This window comes from Gordonia sp. NPDC003950 (assembly GCF_053605205.1).
Window position 1 is genome coordinate 344026 of record NZ_JBSGIT010000001.1, and the last position, 20237, is coordinate 364262.

At 68.5% G+C, this 20237-nt stretch carries 16 protein-coding genes; 10 read left to right on the forward strand and 6 right to left on the reverse strand.

Annotated elements, in window-relative coordinates; genetic code table 11:
• Positions 1–21: 21 nt before the first annotated feature.
• The gene (locus ACWETB_RS01635; RefSeq protein ID WP_449743381.1) at positions 22–1329 is read left to right on the forward strand and encodes an MFS transporter; all 1308 of its coding nucleotides are present in this window, start codon (positions 22–24) and stop codon (positions 1327–1329) included.
• On the opposite strand, the gene ACWETB_RS01640 is transcribed toward ACWETB_RS01635, so the two are convergent.
• The gene (locus tag ACWETB_RS01640) at positions 1299–1892 is read right to left on the reverse strand and encodes a hypothetical protein (protein ID WP_449743380.1); all 594 of its coding nucleotides are present in this window, start codon (positions 1890–1892) and stop codon (positions 1299–1301) included. The two genes, ACWETB_RS01635 and ACWETB_RS01640, sit on opposite strands and share 31 nt — an antisense overlap.
• Before the next feature lie 18 nt (positions 1893–1910).
• Between ACWETB_RS01640 and ACWETB_RS01645 the strand changes: the two genes are divergently transcribed.
• Positions 1911–3005, forward strand: a complete 1095-nt coding sequence (locus ACWETB_RS01645) for an aminotransferase class V-fold PLP-dependent enzyme (RefSeq protein ID WP_449743379.1) — start codon at positions 1911–1913, stop codon at positions 3003–3005.
• Between the two features lie 28 nt (positions 3006–3033).
• Here the strand turns inward: ACWETB_RS01645 and ACWETB_RS01650 are convergent, their stop codons facing one another.
• Positions 3034–4497 (reverse strand): CCA tRNA nucleotidyltransferase, encoded by a 1464-nt coding sequence (locus ACWETB_RS01650; protein ID WP_449743378.1) that lies wholly within the window; start codon positions 4495–4497, stop codon positions 3034–3036.
• Between the two features lie 91 nt (positions 4498–4588).
• Here ACWETB_RS01650 and ACWETB_RS01655 point away from each other — a divergent pair, with 91 nt between their 5' ends.
• From ACWETB_RS01655 to ACWETB_RS01675, 5 genes are all read left to right on the forward strand, one after another.
• Positions 4589–5923 carry an NUDIX domain-containing protein gene (locus ACWETB_RS01655; RefSeq protein ID WP_452208809.1) on the forward strand — a complete coding sequence of 445 codons (1335 nt, stop codon included), beginning with the start codon at positions 4589–4591 and terminating at the stop codon, positions 5921–5923.
• A complete protein-coding gene (locus tag ACWETB_RS01660; RefSeq protein ID WP_452208811.1) occupies positions 5916–8732 on the forward strand; it encodes a DUF6049 family protein in 2817 nt (938 codons plus the stop codon). Before ACWETB_RS01655 ends, ACWETB_RS01660 begins: the two co-directional genes overlap by 8 nt.
• 77 nt (positions 8733–8809) lie before the next feature.
• The gene (locus tag ACWETB_RS01665) at positions 8810–12808 is read left to right on the forward strand and encodes a lipid II flippase MurJ (RefSeq protein WP_452208813.1); all 3999 of its coding nucleotides are present in this window, start codon (positions 8810–8812) and stop codon (positions 12806–12808) included.
• A 13-nt stretch (positions 12809–12821) separates the two neighbouring features.
• Positions 12822–14186, forward strand: coding sequence for an MFS transporter (locus ACWETB_RS01670; protein WP_452208815.1), 1365 nt, complete (start codon positions 12822–12824; stop codon positions 14184–14186).
• Positions 14183–15682, forward strand: coding sequence for a pyridoxal phosphate-dependent decarboxylase family protein (locus ACWETB_RS01675; protein ID WP_452208817.1), 1500 nt, complete (start codon positions 14183–14185; stop codon positions 15680–15682). Before ACWETB_RS01670 ends, ACWETB_RS01675 begins: the two co-directional genes overlap by 4 nt.
• A gap of 30 nt (positions 15683–15712) precedes the next feature.
• Here ACWETB_RS01675 and ACWETB_RS01680 read toward each other — a convergent pair whose 3' ends face one another.
• Positions 15713–16297 carry an LGFP repeat-containing protein gene (locus tag ACWETB_RS01680; RefSeq protein WP_452208819.1) on the reverse strand — a complete coding sequence of 195 codons (585 nt, stop codon included), beginning with the start codon at positions 16295–16297 and terminating at the stop codon, positions 15713–15715.
• Between the two features lie 188 nt (positions 16298–16485).
• On the reverse strand, positions 16486–17436 hold the full coding sequence (locus ACWETB_RS01685) for a sterol desaturase family protein (protein ID WP_452208821.1): 951 nt from the start codon (positions 17434–17436) through the stop codon (positions 16486–16488).
• 120 nt (positions 17437–17556) lie between these two features.
• Here ACWETB_RS01685 and ACWETB_RS01690 point away from each other — a divergent pair, with 120 nt between their 5' ends.
• From ACWETB_RS01690 to ACWETB_RS01700, 3 genes are read left to right on the forward strand one after another with little or no spacing between them, the layout of a single operon-like run.
• The gene (locus ACWETB_RS01690) at positions 17557–18252 is read left to right on the forward strand and encodes a TetR/AcrR family transcriptional regulator (protein ID WP_452208823.1); all 696 of its coding nucleotides are present in this window, start codon (positions 17557–17559) and stop codon (positions 18250–18252) included.
• Between the two features lie 7 nt (positions 18253–18259).
• Positions 18260–18688: a PPOX class F420-dependent oxidoreductase gene (locus ACWETB_RS01695; protein WP_452208825.1), complete on the forward strand. Its 429-nt coding sequence runs from the start codon at positions 18260–18262 to the stop codon at positions 18686–18688.
• Positions 18689–18740: 52 nt separating this feature from the next.
• On the forward strand, positions 18741–19115 hold the full coding sequence (locus ACWETB_RS01700) for a histone-like nucleoid-structuring protein Lsr2 (protein ID WP_449743370.1): 375 nt from the start codon (positions 18741–18743) through the stop codon (positions 19113–19115).
• 52 nt (positions 19116–19167) lie between these two features.
• Here ACWETB_RS01700 and ACWETB_RS01705 read toward each other — a convergent pair whose 3' ends face one another.
• Together ACWETB_RS01705 and ACWETB_RS01710 are read right to left on the reverse strand one after the other, a co-directional pair.
• A complete protein-coding gene (locus ACWETB_RS01705) occupies positions 19168–19296 on the reverse strand; it encodes a hypothetical protein (RefSeq protein ID WP_449743369.1) in 129 nt (42 codons plus the stop codon).
• Between the two features lie 204 nt (positions 19297–19500).
• Complete coding sequence (locus ACWETB_RS01710; protein ID WP_449743368.1) at positions 19501–20064, reverse strand: hypothetical protein; 564 nt, start codon at positions 20062–20064, stop codon at positions 19501–19503.
• Between the last annotated feature and the right edge of the window lie 173 nt (positions 20065–20237).

Consider the following 20237-nt stretch of genomic DNA (forward strand, 5'->3'; position numbering starts at 1 on the left):
CCCAGTCGGTACTGTAGGTCCGTGAACCCCACGGCGACTCATGGCGCGTCCTCGTGGAAGACCTTTACCCATTCTCTGCATCATTCGCCGGGGTTGTCACGGCTTCTCGCCGTTCGCCTGACCAGCCAGCTGACCGACGGCGTCTTCCAGGCCGCCCTCATCGGCGGGGTGCTGTTCAACCCGGAACGCCACGCCGACCCGTTGGCCGCCGCGCTCGGATTCGCCGTGCTACTGGTGCCCTATTCGGTGCTCGGGCCGTTCGCCGGCGCATTGCTCGACCGCTGGGACCGACGCAGCGTCCTGTTGTGGGCGAACGTCATCCGCGCAGTCCTGATCGGCCTCGTCGCCATCGCGATCGCCACCGGCAGTCCCGACACGCTCGTGCTCATCAGCGCGCTGGCCGTCACCGGCGCCAGCCGATTCGTCGCATCCGGGTTGTCGGCCTCGTTGCCGCATGTCGCCCACCGCGAGGTGATCGTCGCGGTCAACGCCCTGTTCACCACGCTGGGCGGGGCGATGCTGTCGGTGGGTGCGGGGATCGCCTTCGGCGTCCGTTACCTCGTCGGCACCGGCAACGTGGGCAGCGCCGAGACCACCCTCGCCGGCGTCCTCATCGCACTCATCGCGGCGATCATCGCGCGCGGTTTCCCGCCGCGGTTGCTCGGACCCGACCAGCCCGACGACATCGGGCATTCGGCGCTGCACGCGGTCGCCGTGGGTTTCCTGCACGGCACCCGGGCGATTGTCCACTGCAAACCGGCCGCCGCCGCGCTCTCGGCCATCGGGGTCCATCGTCTCGTGTTCGGTCTGAACACCCTGATGCTGTTCGTCTTCGCCCGGCACACCGGCGAGGGCGACGGCCTGGCCACCATCAGCCTGGTGCTCGGTCTCGTGGCCGCGGGTGCGTTCGTGGCGGCCTTCACCACGCCGCTGTCGGTGGCCCGATTCGGCCGACGCACCACCCTGATCGCGATGTTGACACTCGGCGCGGCCGCCGAACTGATCCTGCTCACCTTCACCGTCCCCGGCTTCTGCGTCGCCGCGCTGCTGCTCGGCATCGTCGGCCAGACCACCAAACTGTGCGGGGACGTCGCCATGCAGGTCGACATCGGTGACAGCGTGCGCGGCCAGGTGTTCTCCGCCCAGGATGCGCTGTTCAACATCGCCTACGTGATCGCCATGGTGATCACCGCGCTGGTCATCGGGCCGGACGGGCGGTCGGTGGCGTTGGTGATCATCGGGTCGCTGGTCTACGTTTGCGGTGTGTTCGCGGTGCGCGCCATCCAGCCGGCGGTGTCTCACCGCGACCCGGTGGCACCTTCCTCGTAGCGATCGATGACCCCGTCACCGTCGGTGTCGATGAGAATCTGATCGATGGTGCCGTCGTGGTCGTCATCGATGGACAGTCGCCGGACGGCTCCGCCCTCGACGATCACCTCCAGGTCGGGGACGCCGTCGCCGTCGAGGTCATGTGACTCCACGCGGGTCGGCGGTGGGGTCGATGGCGTGGAGGGCGCCACCGGCTCCGGGGACGGCTCGCCGGGTGTCGCCTCCCCGCCGTCGGCCCCCGGCCGGGCCGTCGGGATCGCCCACACCCCGTTGCCACTGTCGCGGAAACACGCCTCCGCGGTGCCGTCGTCGTCGAGGTCGAGGGCCGCCACATCGACCACACCGTCCGCGTCGACATCCCACATCAGGTCGTCGGCGCGACCATCGCCGTCGAAGTCCAGCCACAGCGCGTTGCGCACGCCGTCGCCGTCGGGATCGGCATCGGCGGCGGTGTGCCAGTGGGTGGGATCACCGTCGCCGGTGCCGAAGAGATACTCGAGGACCGATTCCATGTCGAGTTGGACGCAGCGCGACGCCGGTCGGTTCCATCCGATTTCGGGCACACGGTAGGTTCTTGGGCTATGTATGTCAGCGTTCTCGGTGAACCGTTCCACCGGGCACGTCTCAACCCGGCACTCACCCACCTGGATTCGGCCTCGGCGGGGCGCTCGTCCAACGCCGTCATCGGGACCATCTCGGCGCATCTGTGGCGCGAGGCCGAACGCGGCTCCTACGTGGCCGCCGATGACCGAGCTGACGAATTCGCTCGTGACACAAGGGATCTCGCGGCGATCATCGGTCACACCGCCGACGAGATCATCTTCCGGGAGAGCGCTCGGGCGGCGCTGCGGGCGATGCTCAACGGCTGGAGCCTGCCCGTCTCATCGACGGTGTGGGTCACCAAGAACGAATTCGGACCCAACCTGGTGGAGTTCGAACGACGCGGATACGCGGTGCGGCCGCTGCCCGACGGCGACGTCTACGGCCACGTCGACCTCGACGCCATGGAGAACATGCTGCAGTTCGAGCAGCCCGACTTCATCCACGTCTGTCACATCGGGTCGATGTCGGGGGTGGTGCAGCCGGTGGCGCGCATCGTCGAGATCGCCCACGCCGCACACGTTCCCGTCGTCGTCGACATGGCCCAGTCGGTCGGGCACGTCCCGACGGTCACCGGCGCCGACATCGTCTACGGCACCAGCCGCAAATGGCTCACCGGACCACGCGGCGTCGGATTCCTGGCCGTGCGCCGCGACTCGCTGCGCACCGTCGACATCGAGAGCTCCGAGGCATTCCTGGCCGGCCGCCTCGGGCTCGGCGTCGCCATCGCCGAACTCGCCCAGGTCGGTCAGCAACGCGTCTACCGGGAACTCGCCGCGATCGGCCGCGCCACCCGGGAGCGACTCGACGGCATCGGCAGCTGGGAGATCCTCGAACCCGTCGACGAGCCGTCGGCGCTGGTCACGCTCGCGCCGCCACCGGGCTGGCAGCCCGCGGACCTGCGTGCGGCCCGCGACCGCTTGTTCGACGACCTTGGGATTCTGGTGACCGCCGCCGACTCGTGGCGCGCGCCGCTCGCCGGCGATCAGTCGGTGCTGCGAATCAGCCCGCACCTCGACCTGCGTCGCGAAGACCTCGACCGCCTCGCCGACGCGCTGCGCACGATGGGGTACTGACAGGCCGCCATCGGAGGACGGGCGCCGCTCAGGACTGCCCGTTCTCCGCCCACCACGCCCGCAGCGCGTCCTCCGCCTCCTGGTGGGTGAGCGGACCCCGATCCAGACGCAGTTCCTTGAGATACCGCCACGCCTTGCCGACCAGCGGTCCCGGCGGCACGCCGAGGATCTCCATGATCGCGTTGCCGTCGAGGTCCGGGCGCACCCGGGCGAGATCCTCGGCCGCACGCAGCTGCTCGATCCGCGCCTCGAGGTCGTCGTAGTTGGACTGCAGCCGCCGGGCCCGGCGCTTGTTGCGCGTCGTGCAGTCGGCCCGGACCAGCTTGTGCAACCGCTCCAGCAGCGGCCCGGCGTCGGTGACGTACCGCCGCACCGCCGAATCGGTCCAGGTGCCGTCGCCATAGCCGTGGAACCGCAGGTGCAGGAACACCAGATTCGCGACGTCCTCCACCACGGCCTTCGGATACTTCAGCGCGCGCATCCGCTTGCGGACCATCTTGGCGCCGACCACCTCGTGGTGATGGAAGCTGACGCCGCCGTTCGGTTCGTGACGACGCGTCGCCGGCTTGCCGATGTCGTGCAGCAGTGCCGCCCACCGCAAGACGAGATCGGGATCGCCGTCCTCGAGATCGATGGCCTGCCGCAACACCGTCAACGAGTGCTGATAGACGTCCTTGTGCTGGTGGTGTTCGTCGATCGTCAACTGCATCCCGGGTACCTCGGGCAGGATGCGTTGCGCCAGGCCGGTCGACACCATCAGTTCGATCGCCTCGATCGGGTGCTCCCCGGTGATCATCTTGTCCAGCTCGGCACGGATGCGTTCGGCGGTGATCCGCTCGATCTGCTCGGACATCTCGGTGATCGCGCCGGCGACCCGCGGCGCCACCCGGAATCCGAGCTGCGAGACGAACCGCACCGCGCGCAGCATCCGCAGCGGATCGTCGTCGAAGGACTCCTGCGGGGTCGCGGGGGTGTCGATCACCCCGGCCAGCGCCGCCGACAACCCATCCAGCGGATCGTGGAACTCCTCGGCGCCGCCACGCCCGATCCGCACCGCCATCGCGTTGATGGTGAAGTCGCGCCGCACCAGGTCGTCGTCGATCGACGATCCGAAGGTCACCACCGGGTTGCGTCCGACGCGGTCGTACTTGTCCGCGCGGTACGTGGTGATCTCGAGGATCAGGTCGTTGCGTCGTGCGCTCACGGTGCCGAATTCGATCCCGGCATCCCACAACGCGTCGGCCCAGCCGCGAAGCAGCTCCTGGACCTGCTCGGGGCGGGCATCGGTGGTGAAATCCAGGTCGGTACCGAGCCTGCCGAGCACCGCATCCCGTACGGATCCGCCGACGAGATACAGCTCGTGGCCGGCGTCGGCGAACATGGTGCCCAGCGGCTCGGTGATGTCCGACAGACCGCGCAACGAGATCGCCGCCGCGGCCAGGAGCCGGGTCCGGCGCTCGGCGGTGTCCGGGTCATCACTGCGCTGCGTCACGGCACGCCAGCCTACCGGCCACCGTCGACACCCGATCGGTACCGGCACCATGTGGGCAAACAGCAGGTGACCAGCCGCTAGCATCGAAGGCGTGTCCCCCGATCCGCCCACCGACCCCCGAGACGCCTCCGGCGACGTCGGCGCTGGTCGTGGACCCCACATCGACGGTGGACACCATCGCACCGGAGCAGCCACCCCGGAAACCTCCATGGATCCGCACCCGGCCCGTGGCACCCCCGGACAGGGTCGCCGCCGCCCACGGCGCGGCCGGCGGCGTCGCCGCTCCCCCGAACCCCGCGCCACCGCCGACACACACGCCCCGGCCGACACGCCCGACACCAACGCCGAGGTCCGGCGGCCATCACCGGCCGATCTGGCCGGTCGGACCCGCCGCCCACACGGTGGCGCGGCGAGTGACACCCCTACCGACACCCCGGTGAACGGATCGCCGACCGCCACGAATTCGACCATCAACGGTCACCCCGGCCCCCACCCCGCCGAGCCGCCCACCGAGCGGGCCGCAGCCCACAAGTCACCGAAACCCGGCGACCGGCTGGTCACGCCCGGTGAGAAGCGGGCAAAACCCGGCGACATGCGGGCAAAACCCGGTGACAAACGGAACCCGGCCCCCGGGGACGCCGCCGCGAAGAGCGCCGCCCGGGTGTCCGGGCCGAAGCCGTCGGACATGGCGGCGGTGATGACGGCCAAGATCACCAAGACCGGCCTGAGTCAGGACGCCTCGGCGCCCACCGCGGTCACCCCGACCACCCGCAATCGTCGACGCGGCAGCAAACGACCCGAGAAGGGTGAACGGCTGCGCACGGTCCGCGAGACCTCCGCCGGCGGCCTGGTGCTCTCCGACCTCGATCTTCCCGTCGAGGAACTGGCGGCCGCACTGATCGGCCGCGTCGACCGTCGCGGCCGGATGATGTGGTCGCTGCCCAAGGGCCACATCGAAACCGGTGAGACCGCCGAACAGACCGCCGTTCGCGAGGTCGCCGAGGAGACCGGTATCCAGGGCACCGTGGTCGCGCCGCTGGGCAAGATCGACTATTGGTTCGTCAGCGAGGGCCGACGCATCCACAAGACGGTGCATCACTATCTGCTGCGCAGCGTCGGCGGGGAGTTGTCCGACGAGGATTACGAGGTCAGCGAGGTCGCGTGGGTGCCATTGCACGAGCTTCCGCGCCGCCTGACGTACTCTGACGAGCGTCGACTGGCCCGGATGGCCCGCGGTGTCATCGCCGACCTGACTGGGGATCCCGACCGGTTGGCCGAGTCCGAGGCGCAGAGCAGTCGGACAGAACCCAACGCATATGAGAGAGCCGCAGCCGCCCGCAATCAGCGCCGAAATGAGCCGCCACCCCCGGCCCGCTCGCGTCGGCGTCGCAGGCGTCCCCGCCGCCCGGCTGCCGGTGATGGCTGACCCACGACCACCCCTTCGTCGCCGTCGGAACGTCATTGCCATCCCTGCGTGGGTGCGGCTCTTCGTGGTCGCCGCCGTCGCCCTGCTGATGATGGTGTGTGCCGCGCCGGCCGCTGCCGCACCGCAGACATCGGCCACCCCCACCGACTCCACATCCACAAACACCACGTCCCCAAACACCACGTCGGCCGACACCGACGGCGACGCCGGTCCGACCCGCTTCGCGCGCATCACCATCGATTCGCTGACGCCGTCGATGGTGACCAGCGGCTCGGGGCCCACGGTGAGCATCACCGGTCAGGTCACCAACACCAGCAGCCGAACCCTGCGCGACCTGGGCATTCGCCTCGAGCGCGGGGATGCGGTGACCACGGCCGATGGGCTGCGCACCTCGCTGGCCGTCGAGCATCCGCCGGTGTCGGCGGCCACCGCATTCACTGCGCTGGGCTCCGGTGAACTCGACCCGGGACAGAAGGTGTCGTTCTCGATGTCGGTCCCGCTGTCCGGCGACAACGGCCTGGACATCTCCGAGCGCGGCGTCTACCCCCTGCAACTCAACGTCAACGGGATGCCCGACTACGGCGGGGTGGCGCAGGTCGCCGGATCGCGAACCCTGCTGCCGGTGCTGTCGCTGCCCCCCGACGCCGACCGCGCGTCGTCCTACCTCGACCCGATCACCAGCGGCGGTGCAACGACCGTCCCCGGCCTCGGTTCGGACGGCTCGATCTCGGCGAACACCTCGGCGCCGTCACGGTTCACCATGCTGTGGCCGCTTGCCGCGCCCCCACAACTCGCACCCGGCGTGCTCGGCGGCAACACCGAGCCGGTCCGCCTGATCAGCGAGAACCTCGCCCACTCCCTCGGTGACGGCGGTCGGCTACACGCCCTTCTCGAACCACTGCAACAGCTGGTCGCCGCCACCGCGCCGAACGCCGGTGACGGTTCAGGGGGTGACGGTTCAGGGGGTGACGGATCAGGGGATGACGGTTCAGGGGCTTCGGACACGAGTGCGGACACACCGTCTCCGACGGCATCGTCGTCCACCTCCGCTCCGGCCCCGGTGCCGGCGGGCTCCGACCTGACCCGCGCCATGTGTCTGGGAATCGACCCGGATCTGCTGGTCACGGTGCGTGCGATGTCACTGGGCTATGTCGTGTCCACCGATCCGTCGGACCCGATGGCCTCGACCGTCCCGGGAACCGGGCAGGCCGACGCGGCCGGCTGGCTCGACGAGCTGCGCGGCATCGCGCAACACATGTGCGTGGTGGCGCTGCCCTTCGCGGGCGTCGACCTGAGGGCGCTCGCGACGGTCAAGAACACCGGCCTCACCGCCGCGGCACTCGACTCCCCCGCCGACATCGTCGACGCCATCCTCGATGTCACCAGCATGCGCGGGTTGACCATCCCGGCGCTCGGCGCGATCGACACCACCGGCGCAGGTGTGCTCACCTCGACCGACCACACCGCCGCACTCACCTCGGCGGCCAACGTGGCCCCGCAACGGGCCGTCGACACCGGCGCCTACCGCATCGGTGATCTGTCGGCGCAGACCTACGACGAGCCGGTGACCGCGGCGCTGGCCGGCCTGGGCAGCCGACCACGCACACCGGCCATCACACCGGCCGATCAGGTCGTCGACCTCGCGGACGAATCCCCGCTGAGTCGGCGTCAGGCCGGTGTCGCCGCCCTGGCGTTCGCCGCGATCGCCGCACCCGACGACGACGCCGAGGACGCCCTCACGTCCCGGACCGCGGCGTCGGACCTGCCCACCACCGGCCGATCCCAGCTCATCGTCCCGTCCCTGTACTGGTCGCCGACCAACGAGGACGCCGACGCCCTGCTGTCGACCGCGACCGTCCTGCTCGGGGCCAGGACCGCCACCGCCACACCGCTGACCGACGTCGTGGCCACCGTCAACGCAGCGGCCACCTCGGCGCGACTGACGCCGCCCGACGGCGTCACCGTGGCCTCGGTGTCGGTGCCGGTACCGGCGGCGACGGCCACCGCGATCGGCGAGCAGGCCGATCTGACGTGGCGACTGCAGGGTTCCCTGCTCAACTCCGCCGACGTGCAGACCAGCCCGGAAACCTACCTGGCACCGCTGCGCGAAGATCAGTTGCGCGCGATGACCACTCCCGGCGAGCGGGGTTCGTCCACCCGTGATCGGCTCATCCAGACCCGATCGGAGTCGACGGCCGCCATCGACGAGACTTTGCGGCGGATGCAGTCGGCCGTGGCGATCCTCGATCCCGGCGGCCGCTACACCCTGGCCTCCGAACGCAGCCCCCTGCTGCTGGTGGTCCGCAACGACCTCGCCCTGCCGATCCGGGTGAACATCACCACCACGGCCCCCTCCGACCTCGACATCGGCGACCTCGGCACCATCGAGATCCCCGCCCGCGGTACCCGGCAGATCCAGCTGCCCACCCGGGCCAACTCGTCGGAGGCAGTCACCGTGACCATCGCCCTGTCGACGGTCACCGGCGTCTCGCTGGGATCCCCGATCACGCTGTCGGTACACGCCAATGCCTACGGCAAGGCGCTGTTCATCGTCACGATCATCGCCGGTGCCGCCCTGATCCTGCTGACCGCACGTCGTCTCTGGCATCGGTTCCGAGGCAAGCCCGACCCCGCCGACGCCGACCGCCCCGAACCCGACGAGATCGAGCGACTGCTGGCGGCGACGACCTACCAACAACGACGACGTACCCTGCAGAGCGAGGACGACCACCGCGAGGCCGACCACCGCGAGCAGGAGCCGGCGCAGCACCCGCCGGCCGAAGATCCGCAGGACAGCACGCAGCAGTGACCAGCACAAGCACGACCGGCGCAGCACAAGCATGACCGGCACAGAATGACCGGCACTCAGATGACGAAGGCAGGGGTATGAGCGATCGAGGACCGGACGACGTTCCGCGTCGCGCCGCACCCCGTCGCATCCCGCCGAATCCTTCCGGTCGCGTTCCGCCGGGGCGTGTTCCCCCCTCACGTGTCCCACCCGGCCGTGTCCCACCCGGCCGTGTCCCACCCGATCGTTCAGCGGCCGGTCCCACTCCCCTGGCCGGACCACTCGCCGACGCCCCGCCGATCTCCGGGCACCGGGGTACCACGGTGGGCGCCGCGGCATCGTCGACGCCACCGGAGCCCACCCACGGCCGACACGAACGCGCCGCCCGGCCGGCTCCTGCCCGTGCCACGGTGACCGCCGACGCCCCGGCCACCGACGACGACGGCGACAACGGCAACGGCAACGAGCCGCATCAGTTGGCGCGCGATTCCGATTCGAGCATCATGCGGACCAGCGGCTCCATCGCGCTGGCCACCCTGACCAGCCGTATCACCGGTTTCGTCCGTACCGTGCTGGTGCTGGCGATGCTGGGCCCGGCGATCGCGTCGGCGTTCCAGGCCGCCTACGTGCTGCCCAACATGATCGCCGAGGTCGTGCTCGGTGCCGTGCTCACCGCGATTGTCATCCCGGTGCTGGTGCGCGCGGAGGCCGAGGACGACGACGGCGGACGCGGCTTCATCAACCGCATCTTCACCCTGACCGTCGTCACGCTCGGTGTCGCGACCGTCATCGCGCTGATCGCCGCGCCGCTGCTGACCCTGCTCAACGTCGGCGACGGCGACGTCAATCGGCCGCTGACCACCGCGTTGGCGTATCTGCTGCTCCCGGAGATCCTGTTCTACGGGCTGTCCGCGCTGTTCATCGCGATCCTGAACATGAAGGGCTTCTTCAAGCCCGGCGCGTGGGCACCGGTGCTCAACAACATCGTGCAGATCACCACCCTGGTGATCTACGCGCTGATGCCGGGCGAGATCTCGCTGAACCCGGTGCGGATGACCGATCCGCAGCTGCTGGTCCTCGGCATCGGCACCACGCTGGGCGTCGTCATGCAGGTGGCGATCCTGGTGCCGTGGCTGCGTCGCGCGGGTGTGCGCCTGGCCTGGAAGTGGGGCCTGGACGCCCGCCTGCGCCGGTTCGGCAACATGGCCGTCGCGATCGTCGGGTACGTGGCGGTGCTGCAGGTCGGTCTCGTCGTCACCTACCGGATCGCCGCACACGCCGACGCGTCCGGCATCTCGGTGTACGCCACGCACTGGCAGTTGCTGCAACTGCCCTACGGGGTGCTGGGTGTGACGATCCTGACGGCGATCATGCCGCGGCTCTCGCGCAACGCCGCCGCCGAGGACACCCAGTCCGTCGTCGACGATCTCTCGCTGGCCACCCGTCTGACGATGGTGGCGTTGGTGCCGGTCGTCGCCTACATGACATTCTTCGGACCGGCGATCGGCATCGCCGTCTTCAACTTCGGGAGGTTCGACGCCGCGGTCGCCTCCCAGCTGGGCTCCACCCTGGCGTGGGGTGCCTTCACCCTCATCCCTTACGCGATGACGCTGGTGCAACTACGCGTGTTCTACGCCCGCGAGGACGCCTGGACCCCGACGGTGATGGTGCTGGGTATCACGGTGGTGAAGGTCGCCTCGTCGTATCTGGGTCCGGTGCTGTTCAGCGACCCCGACCTGGTGGTGCGCTGGCTGGCGCTGTCCAACGGACTCGGCTACCTCATCGGCGCGATCGTCGGGCACTACCTGCTGCAGAATCGGCTGGCCACCGATCAGCGCGCGATCGGCAAGGAACCGTTGCGACCCACCCTCGGTTCCGCCTGGACGACGGCGGTGACGCTGGTCATCTCCGTCGCCCTGGCATTCGTCATCTGGCTGATCTCGGAGCTGTCCGGACTCCATCTGGCCACCCAGCACGGCAAGGCCGGCTCGATCGCCTACCTGTTCTTCACCGCGGTGATCGTGCTGGGCGTGATCTACGCCGGGCTGGCCGCCGCCGGGGTGCCCGACGTCGTCGCGATCCTGACGGCGGTGCAACGGATGGCCGGCCGCTTCATCCCGGCGCTGGCACCGAAGGGCACACCCGAACCCGAATCCGCGGCCACCATCACGGTTCAGTTTCCGCGGATCACCGGGGACGAACCCCTCCCGTACTCTGGTCAGGTACAGGTCGTGAGGCGTTTCGACCGCGGATCCGCCACGTGGCAGTCGTATTCGGTGCACACCGGTGGCGCTGCCGGCAACACCGGCGTCACCCCGTGGTCACCACCGCAACGACCACCGGACATGCGCTATCGGAGAAGAGGAGTCCGCCGCGTGAACGAGAGCGGAGTCGATACCGGCCCTGAGCGCCCGACCACCCCGAGCACCGACGGCGATACTCCGGGTCCGGCTGCGCCGCACTCCGCGTCGGCCACGCCGAAGGCAGCGCCGACGCCGAACGCCGCGCCCACCCCCAATCCGGATCAGGCCGACCCGATCCGTGCACCGCGTCGTCGGGGACCTCGTCTCGTTCCGGGTGCCGCGGTCGCCGGCGGACGCTACCGTCTGCTCGAATCCCACGGTGGCACGCGTGGTCTGCAGTTCTGGAAGGCGCAGGACATCAACCTCGACCGCGAGGTCGGTCTCACCTTCGTCGACGCCGAGCAACTCGCACCGCCACCCGAGAAGGGGTCGCCGACGAAGGCCGCCGACACCGGCCCGCAGGCGGTGCTGACGCGTACGCTGCGGCTCGGGCAGATCTCGTCGGCGGGTGTGGCGCGGGTACTCGACGTGGTCCGCGGTTCTTCGGGCGGCATCGTCGTCGCCGAATGGGTGCAGGGTTCCTCCCTCGCCGAGGTCGCCGGCACCCATCCGTCGCCGATCGGCGCGGCCCGCGCGGTCCGTGCCCTCGCGGCGGCCGCCGAGGCCGCTCACCGCTCCGGTGGGGCGTTGTCGATCGACCATCCCGACCGCATCCGCATCAGTACCGACGGCAACGCCGTGCTCGCCTTCCCGGGCACCCTCGCCGGTGACGATCAGGCCTCCGACGTGCGCGGACTCGGTGCCGTCCTCTACGCCCTGCTGCTGGCGCGCTGGCCGTTGGACCCCGAGACCGGTTCCCGGCCGATCACCACCAAGGACTCGACGACACCGGTCGCCGGTCTGGCCGTCGCCTCCCCGTCGGCAGACGGCAGTGGTCCCATCGAACCGCGTGAGGTCGATCCGGACATCCCGTTCGAGATCTCCGCGGTGGCCGCGCGGGCGCTGTCGGGAACCCGCGGCATCCGCACCGCGGCCACGGTGCAGCATGTGCTCGATCAGGCGACCGTCGTCGATCTGAAGACCGACATGTTGCCCGCGGTCACCGACTCCGACGAACCACCCGTCAGCATGGCACCGCCCGGGCGCATCGGTTCCGATCAACCCGACCGGCGCAGCCGCAACCTGCCCCTCCTGGTCGGCGCGGCGCTGCTGGTCGTCTTCGTGATCGTCGCCCTGGTCGTGTGGATCACCGGAGTCTTCGGATCCGGCGACTCGCAGACCGACATCAACGAGTTCCTGTCCACCACACCGTCGCAATCGGCGCCCGCAGCACCGGGCGCGGCTCCGGCCGAGGGTGCCATCACGCCGAGGTCGGCCACGCTCGTCGATTTCTCCTCGCAGTCCGGTGACAATCCGGGACAGGCACCGAACGTCATCACCGGGGCATCCGGCGGGTGGCGTTCGGATCCGAATTATCAGACCGCCGACTTCGGCAGTCTCAAGGACGGTCTCGGGCTGATGTTCGATCTCGGCTCCCCGCAGGCGGTCAAGACGGTCACCATCGCCACCACGACGCCGGGCTTCGACGTGGAGTTGCGCACCGCCACCAGCGCCGACGCCACCCTCGCCGAGACGACCCGCGTCGGTCAGGGCACCGTCGACCAATCGAGCACCACCCTGACGATCACCAATCCGCGGGAGGCCCGCTACCTGCTGGTGTGGATCACGTCGCTGCCGTCGAGCGGCTCCAACGGCTATCAGGTGCAGGTCTCCAAGATCACGATGACGAGCTGATACGGAACGCCGCGTGACACGGCTGTCGCATGCCACCGTGGCACGGTACGGCGTCGGGTCGCTCGGTACCGGTGGCTTCGCCACGCTGCCCGGCCTCGTCCTGATCTACTACCTCACCGACACCCTCGGCGTCGGTGCCGCGGTCGCCGGGATCATCGTGGCGGCGGCCAAGATCTGGGATGTCGCCATCGATCCGGGGATCGGCGCGTTCGCCGACCATCGCGCCGCGCGCAGCGGTTCACGTCGGGGTGTGATGACAATCGGCGCACTGCTGTTGCCGGTCTTCTTCACCCTGACGTTCGCCGCTCCCGCCGGCCTGCCGACCGGCGTCGACGCGCTCTGGGTTGCACTCGCCTTCCTTTTGGCGGCAACGAGTTTCAGCCTCTTCCAGGTTCCCTACATCGCGCTGCCGGCCGAACTGACCGACCGCTACGACGAGCGCACCCGACTGCTCACGGTGCGGGTGGTGGTGCTGTCGGTGGCGATCCTCGCGTTCGGTGCGGGTGGACCGGCGCTGCGCGAGGTGGGTGGCTCCCCCACCGTCGGCTACCTGCTGATGGCAGTCGTCGCCGGAGTGCTCATCGGCGTCGCGATGCTGATCGCGGCGCGTGCCGCCGACGCGGCGCGACCTCCGGCGTCACCGGACGACACCTCCTCCCTCACTGAGGGGTACCGAACCGGCTGGGCGGTACTGCGTCGCAGTGCGCCGCTGCGAACACTGTTGGCCGCGTTCATGCTTCAAGGTCTGGCCACCGGTCTGATGCTCGCCGGGGCCCAGTACATCGCGACCTGGGTACTGGACTCCGAGGCCGCCATCTCCGGACTGTTCGCGGCGCTGATCGCCCCGGCAGTGGTGTTCGCACCGCTCTGGGGTGGATTCGCGCGCCACGTCGGCAAGGAGGTCGGATTCGCCACGGCCACGGCCGTTTTCACGCTGGCCACGCTCGCGCTGGCCTGCCTGTGGATCGCGCCGGGCTGGTGGGTGTATCCGGTGATCGGGGTTGCCGGGGCGGCGTATGCGGGGATGCAGTCGCTACCGATGGCGATGTTGCCGGATGTGATCAGCTACGACGGCAGCTCGTCGGGGCGTTCGAGTGCCGGTGTCATCGGCGGGGTGTGGACGGCGGGGGAGACCACCGGGATGGCGTTGGGTGCGGTGCTCTTCACCGTCCTCCTGACGGTGGGCGGGTACATCTCCTCGGACGCGGATTCGTCGGTCACCCAACCCGGGTCGGCGGTATCGGCCATGGTGGCGGGTTTCAGTGTGGTGCCGGCCGCGCTCGCCCTGATCAGCCTGGGGTTTGTCATCCGTTACCCGTTGCGGCGCAGCGACATCGACTCCACGCCGCCACCATCGAGCACCGAGGGGGCTCCATGACCTCACCGGGTACCGGAGGTCGGATCGACGACATTGCGCACCGACTCGATTCGCTGCGCGCCGACGACGCGCCCACGCACGGCGGCCACGTCCTGTCCTATGTGTACGACTCCGGTGTGGCCGAACTCGACGATGTCGCCCGGCGGGCCGCCGCCGCGGTGTCGGGCGTCAACGGTCTCGATCCGACGACCTTCCCGTCGGTCGCCCGGATGGAGCACGACGTCATCGAGTTCGCGGCGTCGCTGGTGCACGGGGATCAGGCGGTGGGCCTGGTGACCAGCGGTGGTACCGAAAGCTGTTTACTGGCAGTCAAATCGGCCCGCGATCGGTGGCGGAAGGCGAATCCCGACACCGACGGACCTCCTGTCCTGCTGGCGCCGGTCTCGGTGCACGCCGCCTTCCACAAGGCGGCGCACTACTTCGATCTCGACCTCGATCTGGTCCCAGTCGACGCGCAGGGAGCGGTCCGTGCCGCCGATCTCGTCGGGCGGTTCTCCCCGCGCACCGCGATCGTCGTGGTGTCGGCGCCGAATTACCCGTACGGCACCCTTGACCCGGTTGCCGAGGTCGCTCCCGCGGCGGCCGCGGCCGGGATCGCCTGCCATGTCGACTCCTGCATCGGCGGCTGGGTGCTGCCGTTCTGGGAGACGTCGGCGGATTCGGCGGAGATGCTGCCGCCCTGGGACTTTCGGGTTCCCGGCGTCACCAGTGTCTCGATGGACGCCCACAAGTACGGGTTCGCCCCCAAGGGTGCCTCGGTGCTGCTGTTCGCCGACCGGGACACCAAACGCGCCGCGGGATTCGCCACCGTACGGTGGCCCGGCTATCCGGTCGTGAATCCGACGATGCTCGGCAGCCGGTCGGTGACCTCGCTGGCCGCGGCGTGGGCGATCATCGCCTACCTACGCCCGGAATCGGGCACCGGCGTAGGTTTTTCCGCGCTCACCGCTCGTACGCGCAGCGCCACGGAGGCTGTGCGAGCCTGCGTCGCGGGGATCCGGGGTCTGTCCGTCGTCGGTGACCCGGTCGGTCCGCTCTTTGCGGTTCGGTCGGATACCGCGGTGCCACAAGCTGATCGGGTGGATCCTCATCTGTGGGCCGATCAGGTCCGTGGCCTGGGGTGGGTGCTGCAGCCGCAACCCGGTCTCGGCTCCGACCATCCGCACACCACTCATCTCACCGTCACCCCCGTCACCGCCGATGTGGTCGACGAACTGTGTGCCGCCTTGGTCACCGGTGCCGACGCCGTGCGGGGTGCGCCACCGGTGGACCTGTCGGAGATCGTGACGGCGATACCGCAACTGGGGCGCAGTGGTGCACTCGATTCGGTTGCGGCCCACGATGTTCTGGCGACGCTCGGCCTGGGCAGTGGGGGAGCAGGGTCGGTGGCACTGCCCGATCAGCTAGCGCCGGTGATGGCGTTGCTGGAGGTCATCGAGCCGGAGCGTGCCGAATCCCTTCTCGCCGAGCTGATCGCGCGGCTCAACGAGGACTGACTGCTGTGGCGTACCCGTCGATCCGCGGGATCAGCTCGGAGTCACCGTTACGCGTCCGTTGATGAAGGTGATGGTGCCGTGATCATAGGTCTGACGCAGGCCCCCGTCGGTACGGGTCTCGTCACTGGTCGGATATCCGAGTTCACCGTTCTCGTGGTTGTGCTCACCCCAGGCGTCACCGATCATTCCGTGCACCGCGAAGACCTTGCCACTCTGCGGGTTCTGGTACAAGGACCCGTTCTGCAGGGTGATGAACGAACCGCCGGTCGGCAGCGTCACCACCGGTCCGAGGGGCTTGCCGAGGTAGCCTTGCGGTCCACCGCGCTCGCCGTAGGACGCGGCGATGGCCTCATTGTCGATGGTGATGTTCGCACCGCCGGCCGTGGTCAGCGGAGTGGAGGTGGTGATGTTGGTGGGTGTCGCCATTGCGGTCGTCGATTCGCCGGACATGCCCGTCATCCCCGCCATGTCATCTGAGGCCATTGTGCTCATCGTTTCCGATGACGCGGCGGTGGAGTCGTCGTCGGACGAGCAGGCGGTGCCGACGAGCCCGACCGCCGCCACCGCGGCGACCGTGCACAGCGTGCGCTTGGCGATTGCTCCGTCAATGATCATGCAGAACCCTCTTTCGGATGTGGACGTGGGTCGGGCCACGCCGACGGCATCCACCGGAATCGGTGGTGCGAGCTCGAGGGGCGAGACATCGGTGGTGGACGTAGCAGACGGTGGCGCCGCTCGTTCGCCGGGACGTGACGAACGGTCGGGCTCCCCCCACAAACTCAGGGAGACTTTAGCATGGCGAACTATATTGTGCGTGGTTCCGCCGAGAGTCCGGGTTCCGTTGATCCGACAGACACCTGCCGTCCGGGGCGGCTGATGTCACGTGACACCGCCGGAGCCCAGCCGGGCGGACCGAAGACATATCCCAGTCGGGCCCGCCAGTGGTCCGCGCGGCGCACGTCGCGGGCAATGGCGGCGTACTCGTGGGTCTGCAGCGTCCATATGTTGTAGGTGCCCACTGGTTTGGTGAGACCGTAGTGCGGCCGGTGGGTTTCGGCAGCAAAGGAACGGAAAATCTTGTCCCACAGGATGAAGACGCCGGCGTAGTTCTTGTCGAGGTAGTCCGGATCGCTGCCGTGATGGACTCGATGATGCGACGGCGTGTTGAAGACGAACTCGATCGGTCGCCACATCCGATCGATATGCTCGGTGTGAATCCAGAACTGGTAGACAAGATTGATCCCGTAGCACGCGAAGACGACGGCCGGCGGAATCCCGAGGAAGGGCAGTGGTAGCCACATCACCAGTGCCGCACTGATATTCCACTTCTGACGGAGAGCTGTCGCGAAGTTGAAGTACTGGCTGGAGTGATGCGCCTGGTGGGTCGCCCAGACCAGGCGCACCCGGTGGGAGATCCGGTGGTTCCAGTAGTAGAGGACATCGACGCCGATGAACCCGATGACCCAGGTGTACCAGGCCGTCATCGGCAACTGCCACGGCGCGAGGTAGGCGAAGATGGCCGTGTAGACCAGCAGACCGGCCAGTTTCCAGGCGGCGCTGGTGGCGATGGACACCAATCCCATCGAGATGCTGGCGGTCGCGTCCCGACGTTCGTACGCGCCGGATGGCGCGCGGCCGTCGTCGTCGTGATCCTCGAGTTTCCACGCGGCGATCCACTCCAGGAGCAACAACGCGAGGAAGAAGGGCACCGCGAGCAGCGTGGGCTCATGCATGGGGGCGGGTAGCAGATCCATCGGCATTCCTTCCTTCCACTACTGACACAGCCTCGTGTCAGATAAGTATGTGACATGGTAGCGTGTCAGATGCTCGCCTGTCCACGATTCGTCGGCGGCTCTATCGGTGAGGGAGACGACATGCCCGGTGCACGAACAACCACCGAGGGGCGGCGATACGGCGGCGCCGACGCCGACGAGCGGCGTGAACGGCGGCGCGCCACACTCATTGAGGCCGGGCTCGATCTGTTCGGGGAGGTCGGGTATCCGCATGTGTCGGTGAAACGTCTCTGCGAGCGGGCCGGCCTCACCCAGCGGTACTTCTACGAGTCCTTCGCCGACCGCTCCGCGTTACTCATCGCGGTGTACGACCACTGCGTCGAGATCGCGCGGTCGGCGGCCGTTGCGGCCGCCGATGTCTACCTCACCGGGCCCGATGGCGTCGCGCCCGCCGAGGTTCCGGCCGCCGCGCGTGCGGCCCTCGGGGCCTTCATGGACGCGATCGCCTGCGACCCGCGACGGGCTCGCGTCATGCTGGTGGAGGTGGTCGGCGTCGACCCGGAGGTCGAATCCACTCGCCTGCGCGCCATTCACGAGTGGGCGAATCTCGTTCTCGCGCTGGCGATGGGGGAGAGAGCGGTGAGCATTCCGCAGCGTCTGGCCGCGATCGGCCTCGTCGGTGCCGTCACCCAGCTCCTGGTCGACTGGTATTTCACCTCCATCGCCGCCGATCCCGTCGATATCGGCACCACCACCGATGTCGGTCTCGATACCGTCCTCGACGTCAGCGTCGAAATGTTCATCGCGACCCACGCCCGGTTGCTGCAACAGGCATGATGGTGACATGTCGAATTCTGAATTGACCGATGACGTGATCGACTTTCTCACCGCCGGTACGCGGACCGGCAAAGTGGGTTTTGTGGCGCGCGACGGACGGGCACTTGTCGCACCGATCTGGTTTATCGTCGACGACGGTCAGCTCGTCTTCAATACCGGTTCGTCGACCGCGAAAGGTCGCGCACTGCAACGTGATCCGCGGATGACGCTGCTCGTCGACGATGAACGGCCGCCCTTTTCGTTTGTTCAGGTGCAGGGCGTGGCGACGGTGGGTGACGATCCCGACGATTTACTGGATACCGCAACGCGTATCGCCGAACGCTACATGGGTCCCGAGTTGGCGGGTCAGTACGGACGTCGCAATGCGGTTCCGGGCGAGTTGGTGGTGCGGTTGACGCCCACCAAGGTTATTGCGCATTTTGCCGTTGCGGACTGAATCGGGGGCGCGGCGTCCCCGGCATGGGGGACCCGTAGGTTATCCTCTGCTCGTGGCAAAGAAACAGATTGTGTCGATCATCGACGACATCGACGGCCGTGAGCTCGATATCGACGAGGCACACACCATTTCCTGGTCGTGGTCGGGCGTTGACTATCAACTCGACGTATCTGAGGCCAACCTCGATAAAATCGAGAACGGTCGCGTCCCGGTGTCGAAGCTGCTCGAGGTGTCCACCCGGACCGGCGGTCGGCGACAGTCCACCGCACCACGCGTCACCGCTCCCGCCGCAAGTCCGTCCACCAACGGCAAGGGCGGCGCGGATACCAAGACGATTCGGGAATGGGCTCGCGAGGCGGGTTACGAAGTGCCGCTTCGTGGTCGGCTCCCCAAGGAGATCGTCGACGCATACGACGAGGCGCACTAGAACCACCGGACCGAGGCGTTCGGCGGCGGGTTGAGCCGTGCAGTCGAGGACGTCAATGATCCGCGTCGATGGCGGGCACCACGGTGGCGGCGTCATCGACGCCGAACGACTGCAGCGGTGCGGCGAACTCCACCAGCATCCCAACGTGTCGATTCAGTGCGGTGAACCGCTGTGGGTCCACCGCTGTGAATCCAGCAGATCCACGTCGAGTTGATCGGCGCGTCCACCGAGCACCTGTTGCAAACAACCACTGAGACCCCCGTGCACCACGCAGAGCGGCTCCGGCGGACGCCGACGCGACGTCGGGCCGCAGCGCGCGGATCACGCCGGTCGTTGCGGCACGCAGTACTTTCTGCGTGACTGTGGGGTCGTCGTAATGGGGTGGCTACTGAATCTCGGGCCACCGCAGCCCGAGCGCCGACAGCCACGTTTCGAACGGGCTACCGACGATTCCCAAGAGGCCGGCCACCGGGGACGGATCCTGCTCCAGCGCAAGGAAAGCTGAAGCGTCCGCGTCATAGAGGTCGGCGGCAGCTGCCGCCGCATCCGGCCCGGTCACCATCATCTCGATGGCTCCCGGGGCCGGTTCGGAGTCCGGGTCATGCACATGGGCGCGGTACACGCACTGCGCGCCGTCGGCGTTCAGGCGCCACACCGAGAACATCACCCCGTACTCGTCGAGGTCCTCACACAGCGCCGCACGCCCGTCGCCGATGCCGGCGAAGAACTGCGCCTCACGGCTGTTGGGCAACATCCGCTCCGCCACCACCGACACCCGAGCCGCTCCGTCGCCCGAGGTGACTTCCGACGCAAATCCGTCGAACGGATCGAACCCCCACTGCTGAGGATCCCAATCCTCGCCGAGCGCGGCGCGAGACTGGGCCACCACCCGCTCGGCGTCATCGACATTTGCGACATCGGCAATCAACGCGAACCCGTACGTACTCACAGCGACTCCATTCGCCCGTCTCACACCAACGGCGTCGGAAAGATCAATGGCTGCACCATATCTGGTGATGCACCCAGCTGATCCACCCCGGCTTTTCCGGAGAGCTCAGGTTGTGAGTGCCCCCTCCGGATTGAGGGTGCGCATGTGATCGTAATGGAGTCGCTCAGCGTGGT

What these genes read in the sequence shown, in the direction of transcription:
- ACWETB_RS01645 (WP_449743379.1), top strand. Translation starts at nt 1,911, where the DNA reads ATGTATGTCAGCGTTCTCGGTGAACCGTTCCACCGGGCACGTCTCAAC.
- ACWETB_RS01660 (WP_452208811.1), top strand. Translation starts at nt 5,916, where the DNA reads ATGGCTGACCCACGACCACCCCTTCGTCGCCGTCGGAACGTCATTGCC.
- ACWETB_RS01665 (WP_452208813.1), top strand. Translation starts at nt 8,810, where the DNA reads ATGAGCGATCGAGGACCGGACGACGTTCCGCGTCGCGCCGCACCCCGT.
- ACWETB_RS01675 (WP_452208817.1), top strand. Translation starts at nt 14,183, where the DNA reads ATGACCTCACCGGGTACCGGAGGTCGGATCGACGACATTGCGCACCGA.
- ACWETB_RS01680 (WP_452208819.1), bottom strand. Translation starts at nt 16,297, where the DNA reads ATGATCATTGACGGAGCAATCGCCAAGCGCACGCTGTGCACGGTCGCC.
- ACWETB_RS01685 (WP_452208821.1), bottom strand. Translation starts at nt 17,436, where the DNA reads ATGGATCTGCTACCCGCCCCCATGCATGAGCCCACGCTGCTCGCGGTG.
- ACWETB_RS01690 (WP_452208823.1), top strand. Translation starts at nt 17,557, where the DNA reads ATGCCCGGTGCACGAACAACCACCGAGGGGCGGCGATACGGCGGCGCC.
- ACWETB_RS01695 (WP_452208825.1), top strand. Translation starts at nt 18,260, where the DNA reads ATGTCGAATTCTGAATTGACCGATGACGTGATCGACTTTCTCACCGCC.